We start from the raw sequence: 19852 nt of genomic DNA on the forward strand, positions 1-19852 counted from the left end.
TTCCCATTCATACGTTAGTAAGGTCCACCATGCCCAACACTTCTGCCAACGGCACTCTCCGTCTCAACGCGAAAGCCAATTTCAACAACCAACCCAATCCCAGCAACCAGGCCAATGAGGACGTGACCCTCACCTTGGACGCTTCCGAACCCGTGACAGTCCGGATCGAGGTGGACCGCTGCCCCTGCGGATCGGAACACAACAGGGCCGGCTCCTACGTCGATACTGACTTCAGCCGCTAGCAACAACACGTTGATTTCAACACAACAAAGCAGGCGCCGGATTTCCGGCGCCTGCTTTTGTTGGTACTGGTGGAAGCTAAAGCCTATTTGGGCATCAGCACCGAGTCGATCAGGTAAACCGTGGCGTTGGCGGTCTGAACGCCGCCGCAGATCACGTTGGAAGCTCCGTCAACCGTGAGGGCATCCTTGGTGCCGCCAACCGTCACTTCGCCACCCTGGACAGTCTTGTGGGTGCCGACGATCTGGTCCGGGGTCAGCTGACCGGGGACTACGTGGTAGGTGAGAATTTTGCTCAGCAGGGCATCGTCCGTCTTGAGCGTCTCGATTGTGGCGGGGTCGATCTTGGCGAAGGCATCGTCAACCGGTGCGAACACCGTGAATTCGCTGCCGTTCAGGGTGGAAACCAAGTCCACCTTGGGGTTGAGCTTCCCCGAGACAGCGGCGGTCAGGGTCTTGAGCAGCGGGTTGTTCGATGCTGCTACGGCTACCGGGTCCTGGGCCATGCCCATGACCGAACCGGCACCGTCCGGAACCTGTGCGGCGTAACCGGCGCAGCCGGGGCCCACCAGGTTAGCGGCCGGGTCCATGGCGGCGCTGCTCATGGCGGAGGCCGACGGCGACGGTGCCGCCATCGAGGTTTCCGGGGCGGCAGATGAAGCAGCCGGTGTGCTGGAGGTGCTGGTACCACCACAGGCAGTGAGACCGAGAAGGGCGGCTGCAGTGAGGCCAACGAAGGCGAGGGCGGGGCGCTTTGTGGACAACATGTCATTCTCCTTGTTTTTGGAACCAGGGCGTTGGGTCCAGTGGGTGGTGGGACACGGGCTGCAAGTGTTGCTTTTGCTTCACCAGCGGTTTGTGTCTCACCAGCTATTCGGAGGATGGGACTGGGTGGATGGGTGCGGATTGAAAAAGTTTTTTAAGCCAGCCTCCGCAGGCCTAGTGGTGGGGTTCATCCCAGTGACAGGATGGGCGAATGGCAATCGAGGTTCGCCCCGCGACGGTGTTCGATGACGTGAAGACCATGGTGGGGCCCAAGAGCCCCGATGCCAACGTGTGCTGGTGCCTGAGCTACAGGATTCCGTCGAAACTGAACCAGGAGCTCCAGAAACAGGAGCGCGGGAAGTTTGTGAAGAAGCTGGTGGCCGAGGACCCGCCTCCCGGCGTTCTGGCGTACGACGGCGACGAAGTAGTCGGGTGGGCAGCGGTCCACCCTCGCGAGGACACTACTTTTGCGAAGAACCGCAAGATCCCCCACGTGGATGAGACCAAGGTGTGGTCCGTCTGGTGCATCCGGGTTAGGCCCGGGCATCGTGGCAAGGGAATTTCCCACGAGCTGCTCCGCGGGGCGATTGACTTTGCAAAGAGCCACGGCGCGCCCGCCATTGAGGGTTACCCCGTGGACAACAAGGGCGGCAAGGTGGACCTGACCATGGCCTACGTTGGCACCAGGAGGCTTTTCGAGAAGGCCGGTTTCAAGAAGGTGGCCGAGACGACGTCGGTGCTCAACGGTTTCCCGAGAGTGCTGATGCGGCTGGACCTCAACTCCCCCAACTAGGTAGCAGATCAGGCCGTTCTCAGCGCTGGGAACGGCCTGATCTGCTACCTACTTGGGTCAGGATCCCTGCAGGCGCGCCGTCATCCTGTGCGCTTCCTCGAGCAGCAGTTTCCCGAGGAACTCCTGGCGGTCCGCACGGAATCGCGGCTCAATTCCCGTCAAGGAAAGAGCCCACGCTGGCCGTCCCTGCTGATCAAACACCGCCGCTCCCATGCCCCAGCTGCCTTCCAGGATCAACCCGGGATTGACGGAGTAGCCAGCAAGCCGCGTCCGTTCCAGATTGCCCCGCACCACGTCTGCGGTGTGTCCCGCCGCAAAGTCGCCGGCGTGCGCAGCCCAGTCGTCCAACAACGATTCCTGTTCGTCGGGAGGAAGGAAAGCCATGATGGCAGTGCCGGCCGAAGCGACCCCCAGCGGAAAGCGCACGCCTTCGTGCAGCACGAAGGACCGCACCGGGAACGAGCCCTCTTCCCGCAGCACGCACACTGTTTCGTTCCCACGACGAATGGAGAAGAAGGCGCTCTCCCCGGTCTCTGCGGCCAACCTGCGCAGCGACGGCCGCGCAATGTCCTCCATGGGGAAACGTGCAGCAGCCACTGATCCCAGCAGGAAGATCTCCGGCCCCAACACCCACTTCCCCGAGCCCGGATCGTGTTCCAGTAGACCCTCCGCGGCCAAGGAGGTCAGAAGCCGGTGGACGGTTGGCCGGGTCAAGCCGGACTCCCGCACCAAGCCCGCCAGGGACGTACCTTCGGGCTTACGTCCCACTAGTCGAAGCAGCAGGGCTACGCGCCCCACCACTTGTGCTCCCTGAACCACCACAGCACCCTCCACAAGAGATTTCATCCATAATATGGACTCCTTCCATTCTAGTGTCCACACCCTGAGTATGTGGGGCTTAGGCACGTTGACCGCCTACCGTAGGCAACCTAGGCTCCTTCTCAAGAGTGAGAGCAGTCCACAAAGTGGATGCCCGGCATGGAACTCAAAGAGGAGTCGAGCATGACCAAGATCCAAGCGAGCGCAGCCCAAGCGCTACATGACCTGATGGCAGACGGCCTGACTATCGCCGTCGGAGGTTTTGGACTCAGCGGCATCCCCGCTGACCTGATCGACGCCGTCCGCGAGTCCGGCGCCAAGGATCTCACCATCGTGTCCAACAACATGGGTGTGGACGGCAAGGGACTCGGCGTCCTCATCGAGGCGGGCCAGGTCCGGAAGGTCATCGCTTCCTACGTAGGTGAGAACAAGCTCTTCGCCGAGCAGTACCTCGCCGGCCAACTGGAGGTGGAGTTCACGCCGCAGGGCACCCTCGCCGAGCGTCTCCGCGCTGGCGGCGCCGGAATTCCTGCGTTCTACACGCGAACCGGAGTGGGAACCCTGGTTGCTGAAGGCAAGCCGCTGGAAGAGTTCGACGGCGTGACGTACGTCCGCGAGCGCGCCATCACCGCCGACGTCGCCCTGGTCCACGCCCACACCGCAGATACGGACGGGAACCTGATTTATCGCTACACGGCCCGCAACTTCAACCCGGTGGTTGCCACAGCGGGTGCCGTGACCATCGCCGAGGCTGAGGTCATTGTTCAACCCGGCCAGCTGGACCCGAACCACATCGTCACCCCGGGCATTTACATCCAGCGGCTGGTCCAAGCCACGGATCGGGTCAAGGACATTGAACAGCGCACGGTCCGCCCGCCCCGCGAAGCGGTCACGGTCTAAGAGAACAGAGAGCACATCACCATGGCATGGACACGAGACCAAATGGCCGCCATCGCGGCCGAAGAACTGAACGACGGCGATTACGTCAACCTCGGCATCGGCATTCCCACGTTGGTGGCCAACAACCTGCCCGACGGCGTGCGGGTGGTCCTCCAGAGCGAGAACGGCCTGCTCGGCATGGGCCCTTTCCCGTATGAGGGCGAGGAAGACGCCGACCTGATCAACGCCGGCAAGCAGACCGTCACCATCACCCCTGGCGGCAGTATTTTCGACTCCGCCACGTCGTTCGGCATGATCCGCGGCGGGCACGTGAAGGTGGCCATTCTGGGTGCCATGCAGGTGTCCGGTTCCGGGGACCTGGCCAACTGGACCATCCCCGGCAAGATGGTCAAAGGCATGGGCGGAGCCATGGACCTGGTGGCAGGGACACCACGGGTAGTGGTCCTCACCGAGCACAACGCCAAGGACGGTTCGGCCAAGATCGTCACCGAATGCACGCTCCCGCTCACGGGACTCAAGTGCGTTGACCGGATCATCACGGACCTCGCCGTTTTCGACATCGAGGAAACACTGTCCGCGGCGGAAACACCCGACGGCGGCACCCGGCTGCTGTTGACCCGCCTAGCCCCTGGCGTCACGGTGGAAGAGATCCGCAGCAAGACCGAGGCAGAGTTCACGGTGGCGCTCGCCTCTGAGGAACACGCACTTGAAGGAGTAAACGCATGAGCCTGAAGGACCAATTCGGCAAGGACATCCTGCTCACGGGGTGGGGGCACAGCAAGTTCGGCAAACTGACTGATGACACCTTGGAGTCGCTGATTGTCCAGGTTGCCGGCGAAGCGATTGAGAACTCGGGGCTGGATCCCAAGGACATCGACGAGATTTACCTCGGCCAGTTCAACTCCGGAATGCAGCCTCTGGGATTCACGTCATCGCTGGCACTTCAGTTGTCCGCAGACTTGGCCAACGTTCCCGCAACGCGCACCGAGAATGCTTGCGCTTCCGGTTCCGCGGCTTTCCAGCAGGGCGTCAAGGCCGTCCTGGCCGGGACTGCCCGCAACGTCCTGGTGATCGGGGCGGAGAAGATGACCGACGCCGGCGCCGACGTTGTGGGGGCGGCCTTGCTCGGAGCTTCCTACGAGATGGCAGGAAAAGCCTCTTCCACGGGATTCACAGGGTTGTTCGCTGAGGTCGCCAAGCACTACGGGAAGCGCTATGGGGCCGGCATCGCCGGCCTGGGATTCGAAGGCGGCCTCGGCGACGTCCTCGGTTCCATTGCTGCCAAGAACCACCACAACGGCATGGACAACCCGTACGCCCAGATGCACCGCGACTTCGGCGAGGAGTTCTGCCGGACCATCTCCGAGAAGAACCCCATGGTGGCCGAACCCTTGCGCCGCACGGACTGTTCGCCGGTCTCAGACGGTGCCGCCGCCGTCGTGCTTTCCACGTCGACTACCGGAGGCGCAACCGCGCCTGTGCGTCTGGCTGGTTTCGGCCACGCCAACGACTTCTTCCCGGCGGAGAAGCGCGATCCCACCGAGTTTGCAGCCACCAGGGCTTCATGGGAGCGGGCGCTGGGCATGGCAGGAGTTGGCCTCCAGGACCTGGACTTCGCGGAGGTGCACGACTGCTTCACCATCGCCGAACTCATTATGTACGAAGCCATGGGCCTCGCTCCCTGCGGCGAGGGCGCGCGAGCCGTCCAGGAAGGCTGGGTTTATAAGGACGGCAAGCTGCCCGTCAACGTCTCCGGCGGACTGAAGGCGAAAGGCCACCCGGTGGGTGCCACTGGTGTGTCGCAGCACGTCATCGCCGCGATGCAGCTCAGTGGCACGGCGGGCGACATGCAGTTGTCCCGTGCCCGCCGGGGTGCCGTCCAGAACATGGGCGGAGTGGGCATCGCCAACTACGTGAGCGTGCTGGAAGCCCTGTAACCCAAGTAAGTAGCAGATCAGGTCGTTCCCAGCGCTGAGAACGACCTGATCTGCGACCTAGTTGGGATTAGCGGTTCCGGATCAGCGCCGCGATTTCCGTAAACCCGAGCCGCTCTGCGTTTTGCAGGGCGGTTCGGCCTTGGGGGTCACGGATGTCCGGGTTGGCTCCGGCTGCCAGAAGTTGCCGGACCACGTCCTGCTGATTGGGCCCGCCATTGTTGAGCAGGATCGCTTCTTGCATGGCGGTCCAGCCCAGATTGTTCACGTGGTCCACGGGCACACCTGCTGCGATCAGAATCCTGACCGTTTCCGTGTGTCCATGCTCGCTCGCGGGGATCAGCGCGGTGCCGCCGTACCGATTAGTGCTGCGAACATCCGCGCCAGCAGTCAACGTCAGTTGCAGGACCTCGTTGAAGCCTTCAGCGCCGGCGTAGAGGAAAGCGGAGTCCTGGATCTCGTCCTTGGCGTTGACGTTCCCGCCCGCCGCGATCAGTTCACGTACACGGGCAACATCGTTGGCCTTCGCGGCGAGGATCAGGAGTCGGTCGGTTTCGGTTTGGGCCTCCGGTGACAGTTTGGGCGGCAATGCAGCCGACGACGTCGGGCCAGGACTTACGCTCGACGCCGCGGTCGAGCCGGGGGCTACTGAAGCTGGGGCCGGGCTGGAAGCGGAGGCGGCCGGCGTCGTGCCTACACCGGGCGTGCCGGGCACCTGGTCAGCAGGCGACGACGGCGCGCAACCTGCCACAAGCCCGGCGATCAGCAAACCAGCACCAATCACCGAACCCGTGGCGAAGCCGCGCCCCTTCAGGGAATCCATACTGTCGAGGCTACTTCGCGGCCGCAGCCAACGCATCAGCGCCGGCGGTGGCGCAGGCCTCGTCGAGGGCGCCGTCGGGTGCGCCGCCAACTCCGATGCCCGCGACTGAAACGCCGTTGACCTTCAGCGGAACACCGCCGGGCAGGAACAAGGTGCCGGGGAGGTCGGCGATGGACGGGCCGTTACCGTTGACGCGCTTGGCGAGTTCGCTGGTGGGAGCGCCGAAAGCTGCTGCTGTGTAGGCCTTCTGCTTGGCGGCTTCGATGGTGTGCTCGGCGGCGTTGTCACCGCGGAGGAGCGCCTGCACGGTGCCGAAGCGGTCAACCAGTGCCACGGTCACGAACGGCAGCTTGTCGGCCTGGCACTTTGCGAGCGCGGCATTGACGGCCTTGCTTGACGCACCCACGGAGATGCGGTTCTGGGCTACGACGTTCTCGGGGGCAGGCAGAACGTCTGCGGCAACCTTCACCGGCGCGGCAGCAGGCGCGGCAGCAGGCGCAGCAGCGGGTGACACGGCGTTGGCCACGGCAGTGACACCGCCGGTGAGCAACAGTGCTCCGGCAGCAGCGGCGGCAATCATCTTGTTGGACTTCTTCACGGTGGTCTCCTCGTTGTAAGCATCGGGTACAGCTCCATGCTTCCGCGGACAGCGTGAAGCCACATCGGCCGGCAGCCGTTCCCGGCCTCACCCTTTCCGCCACCGGTATCAGCCAAAAGGTGGAGAGACCAATGATTGCGCCGGGATCTAGCATGGAAAGAACGCCTTCCACCGAAAACCGGAAACGGAACCAGCCATGCCAATTGCACGTCCACGGCCAGAGCCCAGCAACGGGAGCAGCAACCGGATTGATGGCCGCATTGATGTAGTCGTGCACCTGGGATTTGCCGTTCTGATGGTGGCCTCTGCGGTCAGGTACGTCATGCGCCACTCCCCCGCGGACAACTTGTGGACCGTTGCCCTGGCCATTGCGGTATGCGCGCTGTACGCGGTCACCGCCGTGTTGGTCCACCGTCAACACCCGGACCAACACAAGCAACGGCTGTGGATTCCGTGGATGGTCGCGTTGCTTGCAGCCTGGGCCGCGTTGGTGGTGATCGCCCCGAGCTTCGCGTGGTGTTCCTTCGCTATCTTCTTCCTCACCCGGACGGCTTTCCGAGGCTGGGCCGGCTATGTGGCAGGAGGCGCGACGGCGGCCGCTACCGCCGTCGGGCTCTTCCGGATGAGCGACTGGACGGACATCGCCATGCTGCTCGGCCCGCTCGCAGCGGGCGCCCTGCTCACCCTGATCTACGACAAGATCGAGCGCGGCGCGGCCTTGCAACGCAGGCTATTCGACGACGTCACCCAAGCCCAGGAGCAGCTCGCCGCCAAGCAGCGCGAAGCCGGAATCGCGACTGAGCGCGAGCGCGTTTCCCGCGAGATCCACGACACCGTCACCCAAGGCTTGGCCAGCAGCCTGCTCCTCCTTGAGGCCGCCCAGCGCGCGTGGCCCGCTGAAACCGCCCACCAAGACGTACGCAAGGCAACAGATTTACTGCGGCGCAACCTCGCCGATACCCGCAGCCTGGTGCACGAACTCTCCGCTCCGGGTCTTGAAACCGGCCCACTCCAGGAGGCCTTGGAATACGCCGCCCGGCAATACTTTGAGGACGTCAACATCCAGGTCACTGGCGACCCCCGCCCCCTTCCTTCCGAGGTGCGGCATGCCCTGCTCCGCGTCACCCAGAGCGCCGTGGCCAACATCAAACTCCATGCCCACGCGGAGCACGCCAGTGTGACCCTGGGATACCTTCCGGACGCGGTCACCTTGGACGTGTTCGACGACGGCCGCGGCTTTGATCCCGCAGCGGTACCTCCGCCGTCGGCAAGCGGAGGATACGGCCTGCGGGCCATGCGGCAGCGTGTAGAACAATTGGGCGGAGAATTGTCTGTGGAGAGCTCGCCAGGCGAAGGAACCATCATTGCGGCGCAGTTCCCACTCACGCAGCTTGCTGATCCGGCAAATGCCCTGAAGGAGGCACTGTGAACACCATCTCCGTGCTCCTCGTGGACGACCACACCGTAGTCCGGAGCGGGCTCAAGGCGCTGTTGGGCACCCAAGGTGATATCGCCGTCGTCGGGGAAGCAGCCTCCGGCGAGGAAGCACTGGAAGCTGCGCAGGAGCATACACCCGCGGTTGTCCTCATGGACCTCGCGATGGGCGCCGGAATGGATGGAATCGAAGCCATCAAGCAACTCCGCCAGTGGAACCCGAAGCAGGCCGTCATCGTATTCACCACCTACGATTCCGACGCCGACATCGTCCGCGCAGTAGATGCCGGAGCCATGGGCTATTTGCTCAAGGACGCCGCACCGGAGGAGATCTTCGCAGCCGTGCGCGGCGCTGTGCAGGGGAAGAGCGTGATGAGCGCACCGGTGGCCTCACGCCTGTTCCAGCAATTGCGAAATCCTGACGAGATCCTCACTCCCCGCGAAGCCGAGTTACTTAGCCTCCTGACCGAAGGACTCAGTAACCGCGATCTTGGAAAACGCCTGTTTATTTCCGAAGCAACAGTCAAAACCCACCTCGCCCACATCTACGCCAAACTGGGTGTGGAGACGCGGGCCGCAGCAATTGCCACAGCTATCCGGCGCGAGGGGATGCGGTAAAGGCACGCCGTTGGTTACGCTGACCGTATGTCGGACGTAGCGGATCGCAAAATGTTCAAAAACCCGGGAACTGCTTTGCTGGTCCGGGGAGCACTTTCCATAGTTTTCGGCCTGTTGATCATTGTTTTGCCGAGCGCTACTGCGTTGGTGGTAGTTGTCATGTTCGGCATTTTCGCGATAATTGACGGCATTACCAGCGTGGCCCATTATTTCTACGACCCCGCCGGCCGTTCCCGCTGGACTGTAGTGGGTGGCCTTATCTCCATCGCCGCAGGCATTGTGGCAATTGCCTTGCCGGGAATTACCGCAGCAGCAATCGGTGTCCTTATAGGATTGTGGGCCCTGGTCCTGGGCCTTTCCCAAATCATTCTGTCGCTGGCCACCAGGAGCTTCATTCGGAGTTGGGGTATCTGGTTCCTGACGGGACTAGTCACCACGGTGTTTGGGATCGTTGTCCTTTTCAACCCGGGGCTGGGCTTCCTGACCCTGGTGTGGATGTTGGCCGGGTTCGCGATCCTGACAGGGATGCTACTCATAGCCTCAGGCATCGGGCTCCGCAAGCTGGCCAGTTCACCGCCGCTGTTCGCGCGCTAGTTGTACGCTGGCTTCGTGCTGGTTTCGCGGGTGGGTGTGCGCTGGTTGTGAACGGCAAAAAAGGCGGCAGGGGATGCGCTCAGCGCCAAGTTCGGTAAGTTAGTGGCTGTGAAGATAGCAACCTGGAATGTGAACTCCCTCCGCGCCCGTGCCGACCGTGTAGAAGCCTGGCTTGAGCGCAGCGACTGTGACGTCCTGGCCATCCAGGAGACAAAGTGCAAGGACGAGAACTTCCCTTGGGAGCTCTTCGAGCGCATGGGTTACGAGGTTGCGCACTTTGGCGTGAACCAGTGGAACGGTGTTGCCATCGCTTCCCGTGTGGGCTTGGAGGATGTGCAGCGCACTTTCCTGGACCAGCCTGCGTTCGGCAAGGCAGGCAAGGATCCCGCGCAGGAAGCCCGTGCCATCGCAGCCACTTGCGGCGGCATCCGAATCTGGAGCCTCTACGTTCCCAACGGCCGCTCATTGGACGACGAACACATGCCGTACAAGATCAAGTGGCTTGACGTTCTGCAGGGCCACGCAGCCGAATGGGTGAAGTCCGATCCGACCGCCCAGATCGCGCTCATGGGTGACTGGAATATCGCCCCGTTCGACGACGACGTGTGGGACATCGAGCTCTTCCGCAACAACAACTACACGCACGTCAGCGAACCCGAGCGCGCCGCCTTCCACGCCTTCGAAACCGCAGGATTCACCGACGTCGTCCGTCCCTACACTCCGGGCCCCGGCGTCTACACGTACTGGGACTACACCCAACTGCGCTTCCCCAAGAAGGAAGGCATGCGCATCGACTTCTGCCTCGCCTCCCCGGCGCTGGCATCGCGCGTCACCGGAGCCTCCATCGACCGCGAGGAACGCAAGGGCAAGGGCGCTTCGGACCACGCTCCCGTCATCGTGGAGCTCGCAGACTAAGTAGCTCGCAGACCAAGTACAAGGTCACTAACGAAAGGGCGGCTGACATGACTGGAAACCTGTATCGGGGCCAGGCAGGTCTGCCGTTCTCTTCGTCGCTGCGCATTTACGAGCCCCTGGAGGCGTTCCCGCCTGAACAGCAGCGCCAACTCGTTGCGGAGGGCAGCAAGAACGGGTCCCGGGCCGCCGTCGAGAATGCGGAGCTCCAGGCCTCGCTGGGACGCATTACGCGCTCCGGCGGCGACCCTTTCCCCACAGGCCGCACGGATTTGGTCCGCATGACACGCGTGCCCACCGGGCGCCACGCGGCGGTGTCCGAGAAAGAAGATCACGACGCCGGACGGCTGCTTTACTGCCCCAGCCAACTGGTGATTCGGGCTGGGTTGGCGGCCAATGCGCTGATGGACGGCGTGCACAGTCCGCTGGCCGATCTCCTCATTCCGGTCTCGCAGCGGGACAAGCACCAGGCAAGGATCGATCGCATCAATGCCGGGGAGGCCGCCAAACGCGTGCATACCCGTGCCTCAACATGGGGAATCCCGTTCAGCTGGTTCTCACTTTTCAACGAGGCTGACCGCAAGGACGTGGTGGAATCCGAGGGGCGCATCCTGACCGTCCGGGTATGGACGCCCCTGACTGAGGCCCTGGACCGGGCACGGTTCGCCGTGGCCCATTTGGCGCTGGCAGCACCGGATTTGGACATGCTGGATGACCTGACACAGCTCACGGAATGGCTTGAACTTTTCCACGCCCAGTCCATGGTGGAGCTGGATTATGGGGCCGTAGCTGACAAGGTGTACCCGGACGAGTCCCCCATGGATGTTCGCTTGGGGATCGAGTGCCTCGCTGAAGGCGACATGACCGGCGCGGCCGCCGCCTACCGTCGGCTCGCCTCGCGGTGGATCCCCATCCGGCAGTTGGCACGCGCTTCGTAGCTCGGCGTTGGCGCTAGCTCGGCTTGGACGCTTAGCTTGGCTTCGGCGCTTGGCTTGGGCGCTTAGCTTGGCGGGGCCGTTGTTTCGCGCACGATCAGTTTGTGGGGCGCCACTTCTGAATGCACTGCTCCCGGGTTGCCGTCCAGTTCATCCAGCAGCATTTTGGTGGCGAGCTCGGCCTGGTTGTCGGGACGCTGCCCGACGGTCGTGAGGCCCACTGACGACGAGAAATCGTGGTCGTCGATCCCGATGACCGAGAGGTCCTCCGGTACCCGGACACCGTGGCGGGCTGCTTCGAAAATGACACCCATCGCCATCTCGTCCGAGGAACAGAAAATGGCCGTTGGCTTGCGGCCGGACTGACTCCAGAGACGATTGAACGCCTGTTGTCCGCTTGCAACCGTGAAATCCCCCCATTGGTCCCACTCCGGGCGGACTTCCAGGCCGGCGTCGGTCATGACTTCCTGGAACGCCCGGATACGCACCCGGGGGACGTCGAAGTTGAGGTCCGTTTCGTCGTCGCCATGGAGCAACGCGATGTCCTTGTGGCCCAGGTCCAGCAGATGCCGCACGGCGGTGGACGCGGCGTCGTAATCATTGATGCCGATGTAGGCGCAGTCCTCAACGTGACCACCCACCACTACCAGCGGGATATCGATCTTGTGGAGGTGTTCCAGTTCTTCCTCGGTCAACGACATACACAGCACCAGCAGTGCGTCGATTTGTTTGTAGACCATGGTGGAACTGAAGAGCCGCTCACGGTTGCTGCCATGGCCGCCCAGATTGAAAAGGGAAAGGTTGTACTTGCGTGAATGCAGCTCCCGGTCCGCGCCTTCGATGGCCTTGGAGAAAAACCACCGGCTGACGAAGGGGGCCAGCACGCCTATGGTGCGGGTCCGGCCTGTTGCGAGTCCCGAGGCTGACGACGACGCTACATACCCTAGAGAGCTGGCTACTTCCAGGATCTTTTCCCGGGTCGTGGGCGACACCCGGGGCAGTCCCCGGACCGCCCTGGAAACTGTCGCGGTGGAAACTCCGGCAGCAGCGGCAACGTCCTCGATGCTGACCCCGGTATGACCGCCGCGTTGGGACCTACCCGTTGTTTTTGACACAGGCTCCCCTCTCCGGCCGCCGTTGCTCCGCCTTCACCATAAATGTGTACTTGTGCTTTGCAGCCCTCGGTTACGCAGCGATGTAATGCGCTGCGTAACCGAGGCTGCAGTTCCTAACCCTTGAGGCCGCCGGAAAGCAGGCCGCGCACAAAGTACCGCTGCAATCCGAAGAACACCAGGAGCGGAATGGTGATGGAGACGAATGCTGCTGCCGGGTTCAGGTAATCCCTAGCACCACGGGTACCTGAGAGCTCCGCCAATCGCTGCGTAATCGGAGCCACGTCCGCCGTTCCGCCGGAGAACACCAACGCCACCAGCAGGTCATTCCAGACCCAGAGGAACTGGAAGATGGCCAGGGAGGCGAGAGCAGGAACCGATAGCGGCAGGATAATCCGCCAGAAGATGGTGCTGTGTCCAGCGCCATCCACCCTTGCTGCCTCAATGACTTCACCGGGGATTTCCGAGATGAAGTTGTGAAGCAGGAAGATGCCCAGCGGGAGGCCGAACATGGTGTGGGCAATCCACAGCTGCGCGTAGGAGCCTGCCGGGAGCTGCAGGGTCTGCGTGAAGAACTGCAGGAGCGGAATCAGCGCCATCTGGAGCGGGATGATCTGCAGGGCAAAGACGAAGATGAAGAGTGCGTCGCGGCCCTTGAACTTCCCCCACGCGAACACATACGCGGCCATGGACGCCAACACCAGCACAAAGATGGTGACCGGGATGACGATCGCGATGGAGTTGACGAAGTACTGCGAGAGGTTGGCGGACTGTGAACCTGCGGGAGTCAGGACATCCACATAGTTCTTGAACGTGAACTGCCAGTCAGTGAACGCATTCCACCAGCCGTCGGAGCGGGGACCCACTTGCTTGGCTGCCGGACGGAACGAGGTGACAAATAGGCCGAACGTCGGCACGGACCATACGACGGCGATGATGATCGCTGCCGCTGTTGCCCACTTGGACGTCAGCTTCGTTTTGACCCGACGCATGATCGGCTGGGCGTCCTCCGTGGGGTCGGATCCAGGACGCTGCCGGGTGGCCTTCGAGGCCTCTTTCGGGGCTGGCGTGGCTGTCAATGGATCTCCCTTTGCTTGCGAAGGACTCGAGCGTTGTACACGACGATCGGCAGCACCATGAGGAACAGGACCAGGGCCAAGGCGGCACCACGTCCCGGCTCACCGGCGCGGAAGGCTTGCGTATACATTTCGTTGGCGACCACAGACGTGTCGTAGTTGCCTGCCGTCATGGTTCGGACAATGTCGAACACCTTCAGCGTGGCGATCGTAATAGTTGTCAGAACCACCACCAAGGCACCGCGGATACCTGGGATCGTGACGTTACGGAACTGCTGCCAGGCGTTGGCCCCATCCAGGCGGGCTGCCTCGATGAGTTCCACGGGGACACCCTTGATGGCTGCAGAAAGGATCACCATGGCAAAGCCGGTCTGGATCCAGACCATGACGATGATCAGGAAGAACGTGTTTTCCGGGGCGTCCAAGAGGAACTGCTTAGGGTCCATGCCCAAGGCGTCCCGGAAGAAGTTGATGACACCGGTCTGCTCGATGTTTGGCCCGCGGTAGTCATACACGAGCTTCCAGATGATGCCGGCGCCCACAAAAGAGATGGCCATCGGCATGAAGACGAGTGACTTCAGAACCCGCTCTCCACGGGCTTTGTCGATGAACACCGCGTAGGCAAGCCCAAAGCTCGTGGAAAGCAACGGAACCAGGACGGTCCAAATCACGGTGTTCCGCAGCGTGGTCAGAGCCTCGGGCTGCGTGAACATCCAGACGAAGTTATCAAAGCCGTTGGCGTTGCCGCCGGCGTCGGTGAAGGCCAGCATTGAGGTGCGGACGGCCGGGTAGACCAGGCCAACCAGCATCAGGATGGCCGCGGGGGCAAGGAAGCCCGCTACGGTAACTTTGTCCTTGACCGATTTAGGTGCCCTGTCCACCAGCAACATGATGAGGCCGATAACCGCTGCGAATATCGCCAGGGCTATCACTACTTGTAGGAGTTTTTCTCCAATAAATTCCATACCCAACCTCCGGGGCGTGAGTGAATCACTAAGTTCCGGGAAAAGCACTGCCTCCCCGGCTGGCAGTTCCAGTCAGGGGAGGCAGCACTTTGGGAGTTAGCTCTTAGGCCAGCTGGATTCGATGCTGTTGGCAACATCCTGTGAGGACGTGCCGTTGATCCACTGCACGATGCCCTTCCAGAAGGAGTTGGAACCAACTGCACTCGGCATCAGGTCAGAGCCGTCGAAACGGAAGACAGTCTCAGGGTCCTGAAGGATCTGGACGGTCAGCTTGTCGAGGTTCGACTGTGCGTTGTTGGGATCAAGACCCTTGTTGGCACTGACTACGCCGCCAAGCTTCACGCGGTTATTGGCGAAGTCGGCACTGGCCAGGTAAGCCAGGAACGACTGAACTTCAGCGGTGTCCTTGTATGCGCCAACCATCTCGCCGCCACCGGTGACTGCCTTGCCCTTGCTTTCGTCAATCGGCGGGGTGATGAATGCCCATACGTCGCCATCCTCAGCAACGTTGGTTCCTGCAGGCCAGTTGGCTGCCTGGAAGTTGGCTTGGTGGTGCATGGCGCAGGTGCCATCCAGAACAGGCTGGCCAGCCTGGGCGAAACCGGTGCTCAGGATAGTGCGAACGTCACCGAAGCCACCGTTCACCATGTCCGGGTTGAGCAGGATGTCGCCGGCCTTGTTGAAGGAGTCAACGATCTTGGGATCGTTGAAGGGGATCTGGTGAGCCACCCACTGGTCATAGACCTCGGGTCCGTGGGCGCGCAGGACCACGTCCTCGATCCAGTCAGTGCCGGGCCAGCCAGTTGCCTCACCGGATTCGAAACCGGCGCACCAAGGCTTCACGTTCGGGTCATCCGCAGCGATCTTCTTGGACAGTTCGATCATTTCGTCCCACGTCTTGGGAACTTCCCAGCCCTTGTCCTTGAAGGTCTTGGGCGCGTACCAAACAAAGCCCTTGACGTTCGCGAGCATCGGAGCGGCGTAGTAAGTGCCGTCCACGGTGCCGTACTTCTTCCAGTCAGGGGACCAGTTCTTGTCCACGAGATCGGAGACGGTCTTCGGAGCGGGCTTCAAATAGCCTGCCCGTGCCTGGGTGGCAAGAAGGCCGGGCTGCGGGAAGATCGCCACATCAGGGGCGGTGCCGGACTGGGCACGCACGCCAATCTGAGTTTCGAACTCCTTGCTGCCCTCGTACTTGACCGTGATACCTGTGCAGTCTTCGAACTGCTTCCAGGATTCTTCGAGATTTGTGGCTTCGATATCGACGATGGTCGAGTAGACGGAGACGGTCTTGCCGTCATGCTTGCCATAGCTTTCGTAGGCGGAGCAATCATCCGAGCCGGCGGTGGATCCTCCACCGCCACCATCTCCGCTACAGGCGGAAAGGGTAAGTGCCAGAACACCGGCGGCTGCGACCGGTAGCAGGTACTTGGTTTTCTTCATGCTAAAGACTCCTCGCTGAGTACAAAGATTCGGCGGCGCAATTGATGTGGTGACGCTCACACTAGCCATGATCCTTCGCCTAATGCAAGCGCTTACACATAAAGTAACCGCATTGATACCAAGCAGCCTTCGCTTTTCTGCTCAGGGGCCCTTTTCGCGGCCGAATCGGAGGTTGTGGGCGGACTCGGCGCCGCGCTCTTCCGCACCCTGATTTGATTGCCTACTATTGCCTATGGAAAACTGGGAATCGTGGATGAACTTGAAGCACTGCAGACTATCGGCCGCCTGATCAAAGAAGAACGCTTGGCCCAAGGCCTGAGCCAGGTTCAGTTGGCCAAGCAGGCTGGTACTGCCATCAAGACAGTCCGAACACTGGAATCCGGGACCCGCCGGACGCAGGAGATCAACCAGCGCAAGCTTGAGCACGCCTTGGGCTGGAGGGCAGGATCCGTATCCGAGGTCCTGAAAGGTAAGTCGAACTTCGCTCCGGACATGATCACCCCTGACGACATGCGCTCAGGTGACGAATCACGCCCAGGACCTCCCCGCGTCATAGTTCCCAGTGCTCCCGTTGCCCGGGCCTCGCACCTATCCGACGAAGAGCTCCTTGCCGAGCTCACCTACCGGATGATGCACCGGAACAGGGGCTGACCAGCCCTAGTTGACTCCCTTTCGCCGCACCATCTCATTGATCCAGTCCGGCGCGAAAGGCGACGTGCAGTTAGGCGGCGTCGGGTAGTCCTTCAGCACTTCCAAGCGCTCACCGATCTCCAAGGCCCTGGCCCTGTGCTCTGGGAATTCAATTCCTATCTGCGCAAGGCAGTGATTCATGGCCCATTGGAGGCGGTCCGGAGCTGCCTTCATGTCGGCCTCGATGACATCGAGCAGTTGCACGAGGTTCAAGCCTTCGGGCTTCTTGACCACTCGTTCGGAGGTCAGCGCCCATCCGGCACTTGCCACCACGGGATCGGGATCGGAGAACCATACCAGCCGCAGATCTTCGGAGTGCGGGCTTTTCTTGACGACGTAGTTCACCAGCCAGTCCTGCACTTTGGGAGTCCGTGCTTCGCGCAGCATGTTGTCCAATTCCTGCCGCTCAAAGGCCTTGGGACGGCAGATCAGGAGTGCCAGCAACCTGGCGGCGGTGTCACCTGTATCCCAGAGCTCCCGCGAGAGATCCTGTTGTGTCTTCAGCCGCTTCGCGACGGCACGCAGTTTGCTGAGGTTTACCCCATGGTCATCGCCGTGCTTCTCATTCACCTCGCGCGCGCGGGGTTCTTCCAGTGCCGCCAGTTCCGCCATAAGCTGGGCCACTGTCGACTCAAGCAGCGTTTTGTCAGGCACAGTTGTTGACGCCGCTGTTGTTGACGCCACTGTTGTTCCAGCCACCGGGCCCTCCTGTGCTACTTCTCGCCCTTGAACAAGCCTGCGAGCTTCGAGCCCAGGCCCTTGACGTTTTCGGCCACATCTCCCGTGGTCTCTTCACTCATGGTGTTCTCCTCTGTGACGGTTGGATCTGGAAAATTGCCTGCAGGGGAAGGTTTCCTCTTTGCAGTCAGACAATGGATCTACGGGATCCCCTATCTCAACGCACCCTCTCGGCCTTGGTGAACCTGGACCGGGCACCGGAAACCATGTGCACCAGCACAGGGGTCTTCTGTCCGATCACGAGGTCCAACGCTTCAACAAGCCGCGATACTTCCGCCGCGAGGATATGAGGCGCCACTCCTTGCCTGGGTTGGATGCGAATACGGAGGCCCGGTTTGCCCTTTACCTCAAGCGTTGCCACGGACGCACCTGCGAGGTCCGTCCGTTCAGACAAGGCTGCCCGGAGTGCCTGTTCAGCCACACCACCACCGATCCGGACTTCACCGTCCACGTCGCTGTCGTCGTCGCTGGCCACCAGAAGATTGGCCCGGCCCTTGCCTTGCTGTGACAACCAAGCGATCATCGCAATGATGATGGCCACCAGGATCAGGCCTGCCACAATCCACAGCCAGCTTTCTTCACGGCCCGGGAGATGCGTTTGCTTGAAGGCATTTTCAGCGCCCGCCCAAACAGAAGCCGACCAACCATGCCACCACGTGGCCACTGCCGGGACGGTGGCCAACAACAAGAGAAGCAGCCCGACAGCCAGCAGTTTCACGCCGATGATGAAGAGCAGTACGCGGTTGAGGGCCCGGGGTGTTCCGTTCACGCTCCGATCACCCCCGACGACGCCAGGTTCACTCTGACAGCGGGCATCGGCACGGGCGACATTTCTTCAAGTTCAGCCTGCACGGCAGTCAGCACTGCTTCTTCGCTGACCCGGCTGCCCGAGGTTGGCCGCACGTTCACCACAACCAACTGTCGCGAGACAACCACCATGACTTGTTCCTGGGTGACGTTCGCGGCAGTTCGTGCACGACGTGCCAACGCTGAGGCCAGGACTTCGTCATCAACCACGACGGCGGTCCGCGGGTCCCGGAGCAAGTGGCGGGCGCGCCGGCCGGGGAGAACAGCGTGGAGGAGGAAGAAAAGCCCGACCATGGCGATGACGGCACCACTCGCTCCGAGCAGCAGGGGTGAGATGCCTTCCGGGAGCGCAATGATGCGCTCCGCTGCGGTGGTGGGATCGATGAGCCATGGTGGCTGCCCGATGGCGCGGACACCTGCTTCGAGGAGTGCGTAGACACACAGAACGATGACCAGGACGGCCGCAATAACGGATGCTCCAGCCCGGGACGAATGCGTCTCACGGCGCAGGATACGGCTCATCTCGGGGTCTTCCCCGGCCATCGGGCTGGCTCCCGCGTTCGGCTCCGCTGACTTCAATTGTTGTGTTTCCTGATCCTGTGTCACTGGACGCGGCCTCCCTCAGTGACGTGCGCTCCACTGATCCTGATATCCACCCTGCTGAGTTGGGATCCGCTTAGCCGCGTCACTGTTTCAAGAACGAAAGCCTTGGCCGCCACGGCACGGTCCCAGATGGACCCTCCGAATCCTTGGACACGCTGCGGATCACGCAACACCTCGGTCAAAGCCGGGACGCTGATAGGTGCCACGATAGACAAAGCCAGCAGGCCGTCGTCGTCCGCCCAATCAGCTCGGATGTCGTGGGCCTCAACGCCGAGCGCCTCCGCAGCAGCGGCCCGAGCCAACGATGTCAATGCCTGGGTACTGATCCGGTTATGGCCGGCCAGGCTGGTGGTGTACTCCACAGCCTCAGCCACGCTCATGACGAAGAGCGCCGGCCCGTAATGGCGTCCAGCACACTGCGGAGATCCAGCTTGCCCTCAGCCGCGCGGCCAAGCAGCGCGCCGATGCCCATGAACAGCAGGGAGATCAGGAAGCCCCATAGCCCGAACGAGAAGGACATGAAAGCCACGAAAGCGCCGATAGCGATTCCCACCACGGTCATGCTCATTGGAGAGCCTCCCTTTCCACTACCACTGTCTTGCTTCCGGCGGGTTTGGCCGGCGGTGCAATGAAGACATCGGTGATCTCGATGTTGACCTCAATCACCTGCAGGCCAACCAGTTCCTCCACAGCCCGGTAGACCGCAGCCCGGACCTGGTTGGCGACGCCGTGCAGTGGATGACCGTAAAGAGCTACCAACGTAATGTCCACCGCCACTTGGGTCTCCCCCACCTCGGCGCGGACACCTGCGGCATGATCCGAGCTGCCGACGGCGTCGCGAATGGCACCCAGCGCACGGGACGGAGCCGAGCCCAAGGAGTAGACGCCGGGCACCGTGCGGGCAGCGATACCCGCTACTTTGGCGACGGCCGCCTCGGAAATGATGGTGCGTCCGGTACCAGGGATTTTGCCCCCGGGCACGGGATCAAGCTGCACGTTCTGGTCTTCCACGGAGCACTCCCCTTCTCTTGAGTACCACCCTAGCGTCTAGCTC

General features: G+C 62.0%; 25 protein-coding genes. 11 read left to right on the forward strand and 14 right to left on the reverse strand.

The window, feature by feature from the left end:
* Window positions 1-29: 29 nt before the first annotated feature.
* Window positions 30-242, forward strand: coding sequence for a hypothetical protein (locus M1D89_RS21755; RefSeq protein WP_498646899.1), 213 nt, complete (start codon window positions 30-32; stop codon window positions 240-242).
* 83 nt (window positions 243-325) lie between these two features.
* Here the strand turns inward: M1D89_RS21755 and M1D89_RS21760 are convergent, their stop codons facing one another.
* A complete protein-coding gene (locus tag M1D89_RS21760; protein WP_498646901.1) occupies window positions 326-1006 on the reverse strand; it encodes a fasciclin domain-containing protein in 681 nt (226 codons plus the stop codon).
* Window positions 1007-1215: 209 nt separating this feature from the next.
* Here M1D89_RS21760 and M1D89_RS21765 point away from each other — a divergent pair, with 209 nt between their 5' ends.
* Window positions 1216-1797 (forward strand): GNAT family N-acetyltransferase, encoded by a 582-nt coding sequence (locus tag M1D89_RS21765; protein WP_454809326.1) that lies wholly within the window; start codon window positions 1216-1218, stop codon window positions 1795-1797.
* A gap of 57 nt (window positions 1798-1854) precedes the next feature.
* Here the strand turns inward: M1D89_RS21765 and M1D89_RS21770 are convergent, their stop codons facing one another.
* Complete coding sequence (locus M1D89_RS21770; protein ID WP_498646903.1) at window positions 1855-2643, reverse strand: IclR family transcriptional regulator; 789 nt, start codon at window positions 2641-2643, stop codon at window positions 1855-1857.
* Between the two features lie 156 nt (window positions 2644-2799).
* Here M1D89_RS21770 and M1D89_RS21775 point away from each other — a divergent pair, with 156 nt between their 5' ends.
* Genes M1D89_RS21775 through M1D89_RS21785 form a run of 3 tightly spaced genes read left to right on the forward strand, consistent with a single transcriptional unit; the run spans window position 2800 to window position 5453 of the window.
* Window positions 2800-3516: a CoA transferase subunit A gene (locus M1D89_RS21775; RefSeq protein ID WP_498646905.1), complete on the forward strand. Its 717-nt coding sequence runs from the start codon at window positions 2800-2802 to the stop codon at window positions 3514-3516.
* A 21-nt stretch (window positions 3517-3537) separates the two neighbouring features.
* Window positions 3538-4242, forward strand: a complete 705-nt coding sequence (locus M1D89_RS21780; RefSeq protein WP_498646907.1) for a CoA transferase subunit B — start codon at window positions 3538-3540, stop codon at window positions 4240-4242.
* Window positions 4239-5453, forward strand: coding sequence for an acetyl-CoA acetyltransferase (locus M1D89_RS21785; RefSeq protein ID WP_498646908.1), 1215 nt, complete (start codon window positions 4239-4241; stop codon window positions 5451-5453). Before M1D89_RS21780 ends, M1D89_RS21785 begins: the two co-directional genes overlap by 4 nt.
* Before the next feature lie 67 nt (window positions 5454-5520).
* On the opposite strand, the gene M1D89_RS21790 is transcribed toward M1D89_RS21785, so the two are convergent.
* On the reverse strand, window positions 5521-6273 hold the full coding sequence (locus tag M1D89_RS21790) for an ankyrin repeat domain-containing protein (RefSeq protein WP_498646910.1): 753 nt from the start codon (window positions 6271-6273) through the stop codon (window positions 5521-5523).
* Window positions 6274-6283: 10 nt separating this feature from the next.
* The gene (locus M1D89_RS21795) at window positions 6284-6871 is read right to left on the reverse strand and encodes a GlcG/HbpS family heme-binding protein (RefSeq protein ID WP_498646912.1); all 588 of its coding nucleotides are present in this window, start codon (window positions 6869-6871) and stop codon (window positions 6284-6286) included.
* Window positions 6872-7067: 196 nt separating this feature from the next.
* Here M1D89_RS21795 and M1D89_RS21800 point away from each other — a divergent pair, with 196 nt between their 5' ends.
* The 5 genes from M1D89_RS21800 to M1D89_RS21820 all read left to right on the forward strand — a co-directional run bounded on the left by M1D89_RS21800 (window position 7068) and on the right by M1D89_RS21820 (window position 11367).
* On the forward strand, window positions 7068-8300 hold the full coding sequence (locus M1D89_RS21800) for a sensor histidine kinase (RefSeq protein ID WP_498646915.1): 1233 nt from the start codon (window positions 7068-7070) through the stop codon (window positions 8298-8300).
* Window positions 8297-8923, forward strand: coding sequence for a response regulator (locus M1D89_RS21805; protein ID WP_498646917.1), 627 nt, complete (start codon window positions 8297-8299; stop codon window positions 8921-8923). Before M1D89_RS21800 ends, M1D89_RS21805 begins: the two co-directional genes overlap by 4 nt.
* Before the next feature lie 27 nt (window positions 8924-8950).
* Entirely contained in the window at window positions 8951-9517 is a 567-nt protein-coding gene (locus tag M1D89_RS21810; protein WP_498646919.1) for an HdeD family acid-resistance protein, read from the forward strand.
* A gap of 108 nt (window positions 9518-9625) precedes the next feature.
* Complete coding sequence (locus tag M1D89_RS21815) at window positions 9626-10432, forward strand: exodeoxyribonuclease III (RefSeq protein WP_141286107.1); 807 nt, start codon at window positions 9626-9628, stop codon at window positions 10430-10432.
* A 47-nt stretch (window positions 10433-10479) separates the two neighbouring features.
* Window positions 10480-11367, forward strand: coding sequence for a DUF8083 family protein (locus M1D89_RS21820; protein WP_498646922.1), 888 nt, complete (start codon window positions 10480-10482; stop codon window positions 11365-11367).
* 62 nt (window positions 11368-11429) lie between these two features.
* Here the strand turns inward: M1D89_RS21820 and M1D89_RS21825 are convergent, their stop codons facing one another.
* The 4 genes from M1D89_RS21825 to M1D89_RS21840 form a co-directional block, all read right to left on the reverse strand.
* Window positions 11430-12479 (reverse strand): LacI family DNA-binding transcriptional regulator, encoded by a 1050-nt coding sequence (locus tag M1D89_RS21825; RefSeq protein ID WP_498646924.1) that lies wholly within the window; start codon window positions 12477-12479, stop codon window positions 11430-11432.
* 113 nt (window positions 12480-12592) lie between these two features.
* Window positions 12593-13555: a carbohydrate ABC transporter permease gene (locus M1D89_RS21830; protein WP_498646926.1), complete on the reverse strand. Its 963-nt coding sequence runs from the start codon at window positions 13553-13555 to the stop codon at window positions 12593-12595.
* Window positions 13552-14517, reverse strand: a complete 966-nt coding sequence (locus tag M1D89_RS21835) for a carbohydrate ABC transporter permease (RefSeq protein ID WP_026005566.1) — start codon at window positions 14515-14517, stop codon at window positions 13552-13554. The genes M1D89_RS21830 and M1D89_RS21835 overlap by 4 nt, the downstream gene beginning before the upstream one ends.
* A 96-nt stretch (window positions 14518-14613) precedes the next feature.
* The gene (locus M1D89_RS21840; protein WP_402936861.1) at window positions 14614-15960 is read right to left on the reverse strand and encodes an ABC transporter substrate-binding protein; all 1347 of its coding nucleotides are present in this window, start codon (window positions 15958-15960) and stop codon (window positions 14614-14616) included.
* A 216-nt stretch (window positions 15961-16176) separates the two neighbouring features.
* Between M1D89_RS21840 and M1D89_RS21845 the strand changes: the two genes are divergently transcribed.
* On the forward strand, window positions 16177-16611 hold the full coding sequence (locus M1D89_RS21845; protein WP_498646930.1) for a helix-turn-helix domain-containing protein: 435 nt from the start codon (window positions 16177-16179) through the stop codon (window positions 16609-16611).
* 6 nt (window positions 16612-16617) lie between these two features.
* Here M1D89_RS21845 and M1D89_RS21850 read toward each other — a convergent pair whose 3' ends face one another.
* The 6 genes from M1D89_RS21850 to M1D89_RS21875 all read right to left on the reverse strand — a co-directional run bounded on the left by M1D89_RS21850 (window position 16618) and on the right by M1D89_RS21875 (window position 19809).
* Window positions 16618-17334 (reverse strand): DNA alkylation repair protein, encoded by a 717-nt coding sequence (locus M1D89_RS21850; protein WP_498651012.1) that lies wholly within the window; start codon window positions 17332-17334, stop codon window positions 16618-16620.
* Window positions 17335-17545: 211 nt separating this feature from the next.
* Window positions 17546-18157 (reverse strand): hypothetical protein, encoded by a 612-nt coding sequence (locus M1D89_RS21855; protein WP_498646933.1) that lies wholly within the window; start codon window positions 18155-18157, stop codon window positions 17546-17548.
* Complete coding sequence (locus M1D89_RS21860; protein WP_498646935.1) at window positions 18154-18801, reverse strand: DUF6286 domain-containing protein; 648 nt, start codon at window positions 18799-18801, stop codon at window positions 18154-18156. The genes M1D89_RS21855 and M1D89_RS21860 overlap by 4 nt, the downstream gene beginning before the upstream one ends.
* Entirely contained in the window at window positions 18798-19178 is a 381-nt protein-coding gene (locus M1D89_RS21865; protein ID WP_017199215.1) for a hypothetical protein, read from the reverse strand. Before M1D89_RS21865 ends, M1D89_RS21860 begins: the two co-directional genes overlap by 4 nt.
* Window positions 19175-19366, reverse strand: coding sequence for a DUF2273 domain-containing protein (locus M1D89_RS21870; RefSeq protein WP_018779541.1), 192 nt, complete (start codon window positions 19364-19366; stop codon window positions 19175-19177). Before M1D89_RS21870 ends, M1D89_RS21865 begins: the two co-directional genes overlap by 4 nt.
* Window positions 19363-19809 carry an Asp23/Gls24 family envelope stress response protein gene (locus tag M1D89_RS21875; RefSeq protein WP_498646936.1) on the reverse strand — a complete coding sequence of 149 codons (447 nt, stop codon included), beginning with the start codon at window positions 19807-19809 and terminating at the stop codon, window positions 19363-19365. The genes M1D89_RS21870 and M1D89_RS21875 overlap by 4 nt, the downstream gene beginning before the upstream one ends.
* Window positions 19810-19852: the final 43 nt, after the last annotated feature.

The sequence above is a fragment of the Arthrobacter sp. D3-18 genome (assembly GCF_054408525.1).

Coding starts and splice junctions, on each gene's coding strand:
- M1D89_RS21755 (WP_498646899.1), top strand. CDS start 30: ATGCCCAACACTTCTGCCAACGGCACTCTCCGTCTCAACGCGAAAGCC.
- M1D89_RS21760 (WP_498646901.1), bottom strand. CDS start 1,006: ATGTTGTCCACAAAGCGCCCCGCCCTCGCCTTCGTTGGCCTCACTGCA.
- M1D89_RS21765 (WP_454809326.1), top strand. CDS start 1,216: ATGGCAATCGAGGTTCGCCCCGCGACGGTGTTCGATGACGTGAAGACC.
- M1D89_RS21770 (WP_498646903.1), bottom strand. CDS start 2,643: ATGAAATCTCTTGTGGAGGGTGCTGTGGTGGTTCAGGGAGCACAAGTG.
- M1D89_RS21775 (WP_498646905.1), top strand. CDS start 2,800: ATGACCAAGATCCAAGCGAGCGCAGCCCAAGCGCTACATGACCTGATG.
- M1D89_RS21780 (WP_498646907.1), top strand. CDS start 3,538: ATGGCATGGACACGAGACCAAATGGCCGCCATCGCGGCCGAAGAACTG.
- M1D89_RS21785 (WP_498646908.1), top strand. CDS start 4,239: ATGAGCCTGAAGGACCAATTCGGCAAGGACATCCTGCTCACGGGGTGG.
- M1D89_RS21790 (WP_498646910.1), bottom strand. CDS start 6,273: ATGGATTCCCTGAAGGGGCGCGGCTTCGCCACGGGTTCGGTGATTGGT.
- M1D89_RS21800 (WP_498646915.1), top strand. CDS start 7,068: ATGCCAATTGCACGTCCACGGCCAGAGCCCAGCAACGGGAGCAGCAAC.
- M1D89_RS21810 (WP_498646919.1), top strand. CDS start 8,951: ATGTCGGACGTAGCGGATCGCAAAATGTTCAAAAACCCGGGAACTGCT.
- M1D89_RS21820 (WP_498646922.1), top strand. CDS start 10,480: ATGACTGGAAACCTGTATCGGGGCCAGGCAGGTCTGCCGTTCTCTTCG.
- M1D89_RS21835 (WP_026005566.1), bottom strand. CDS start 14,517: ATGGAATTTATTGGAGAAAAACTCCTACAAGTAGTGATAGCCCTGGCG.
- M1D89_RS21840 (WP_402936861.1), bottom strand. CDS start 15,960: ATGAAGAAAACCAAGTACCTGCTACCGGTCGCAGCCGCCGGTGTTCTG.
- M1D89_RS21865 (WP_017199215.1), bottom strand. CDS start 19,178: ATGAGCGTGGCTGAGGCTGTGGAGTACACCACCAGCCTGGCCGGCCAT.
- M1D89_RS21870 (WP_018779541.1), bottom strand. CDS start 19,366: ATGAGCATGACCGTGGTGGGAATCGCTATCGGCGCTTTCGTGGCTTTC.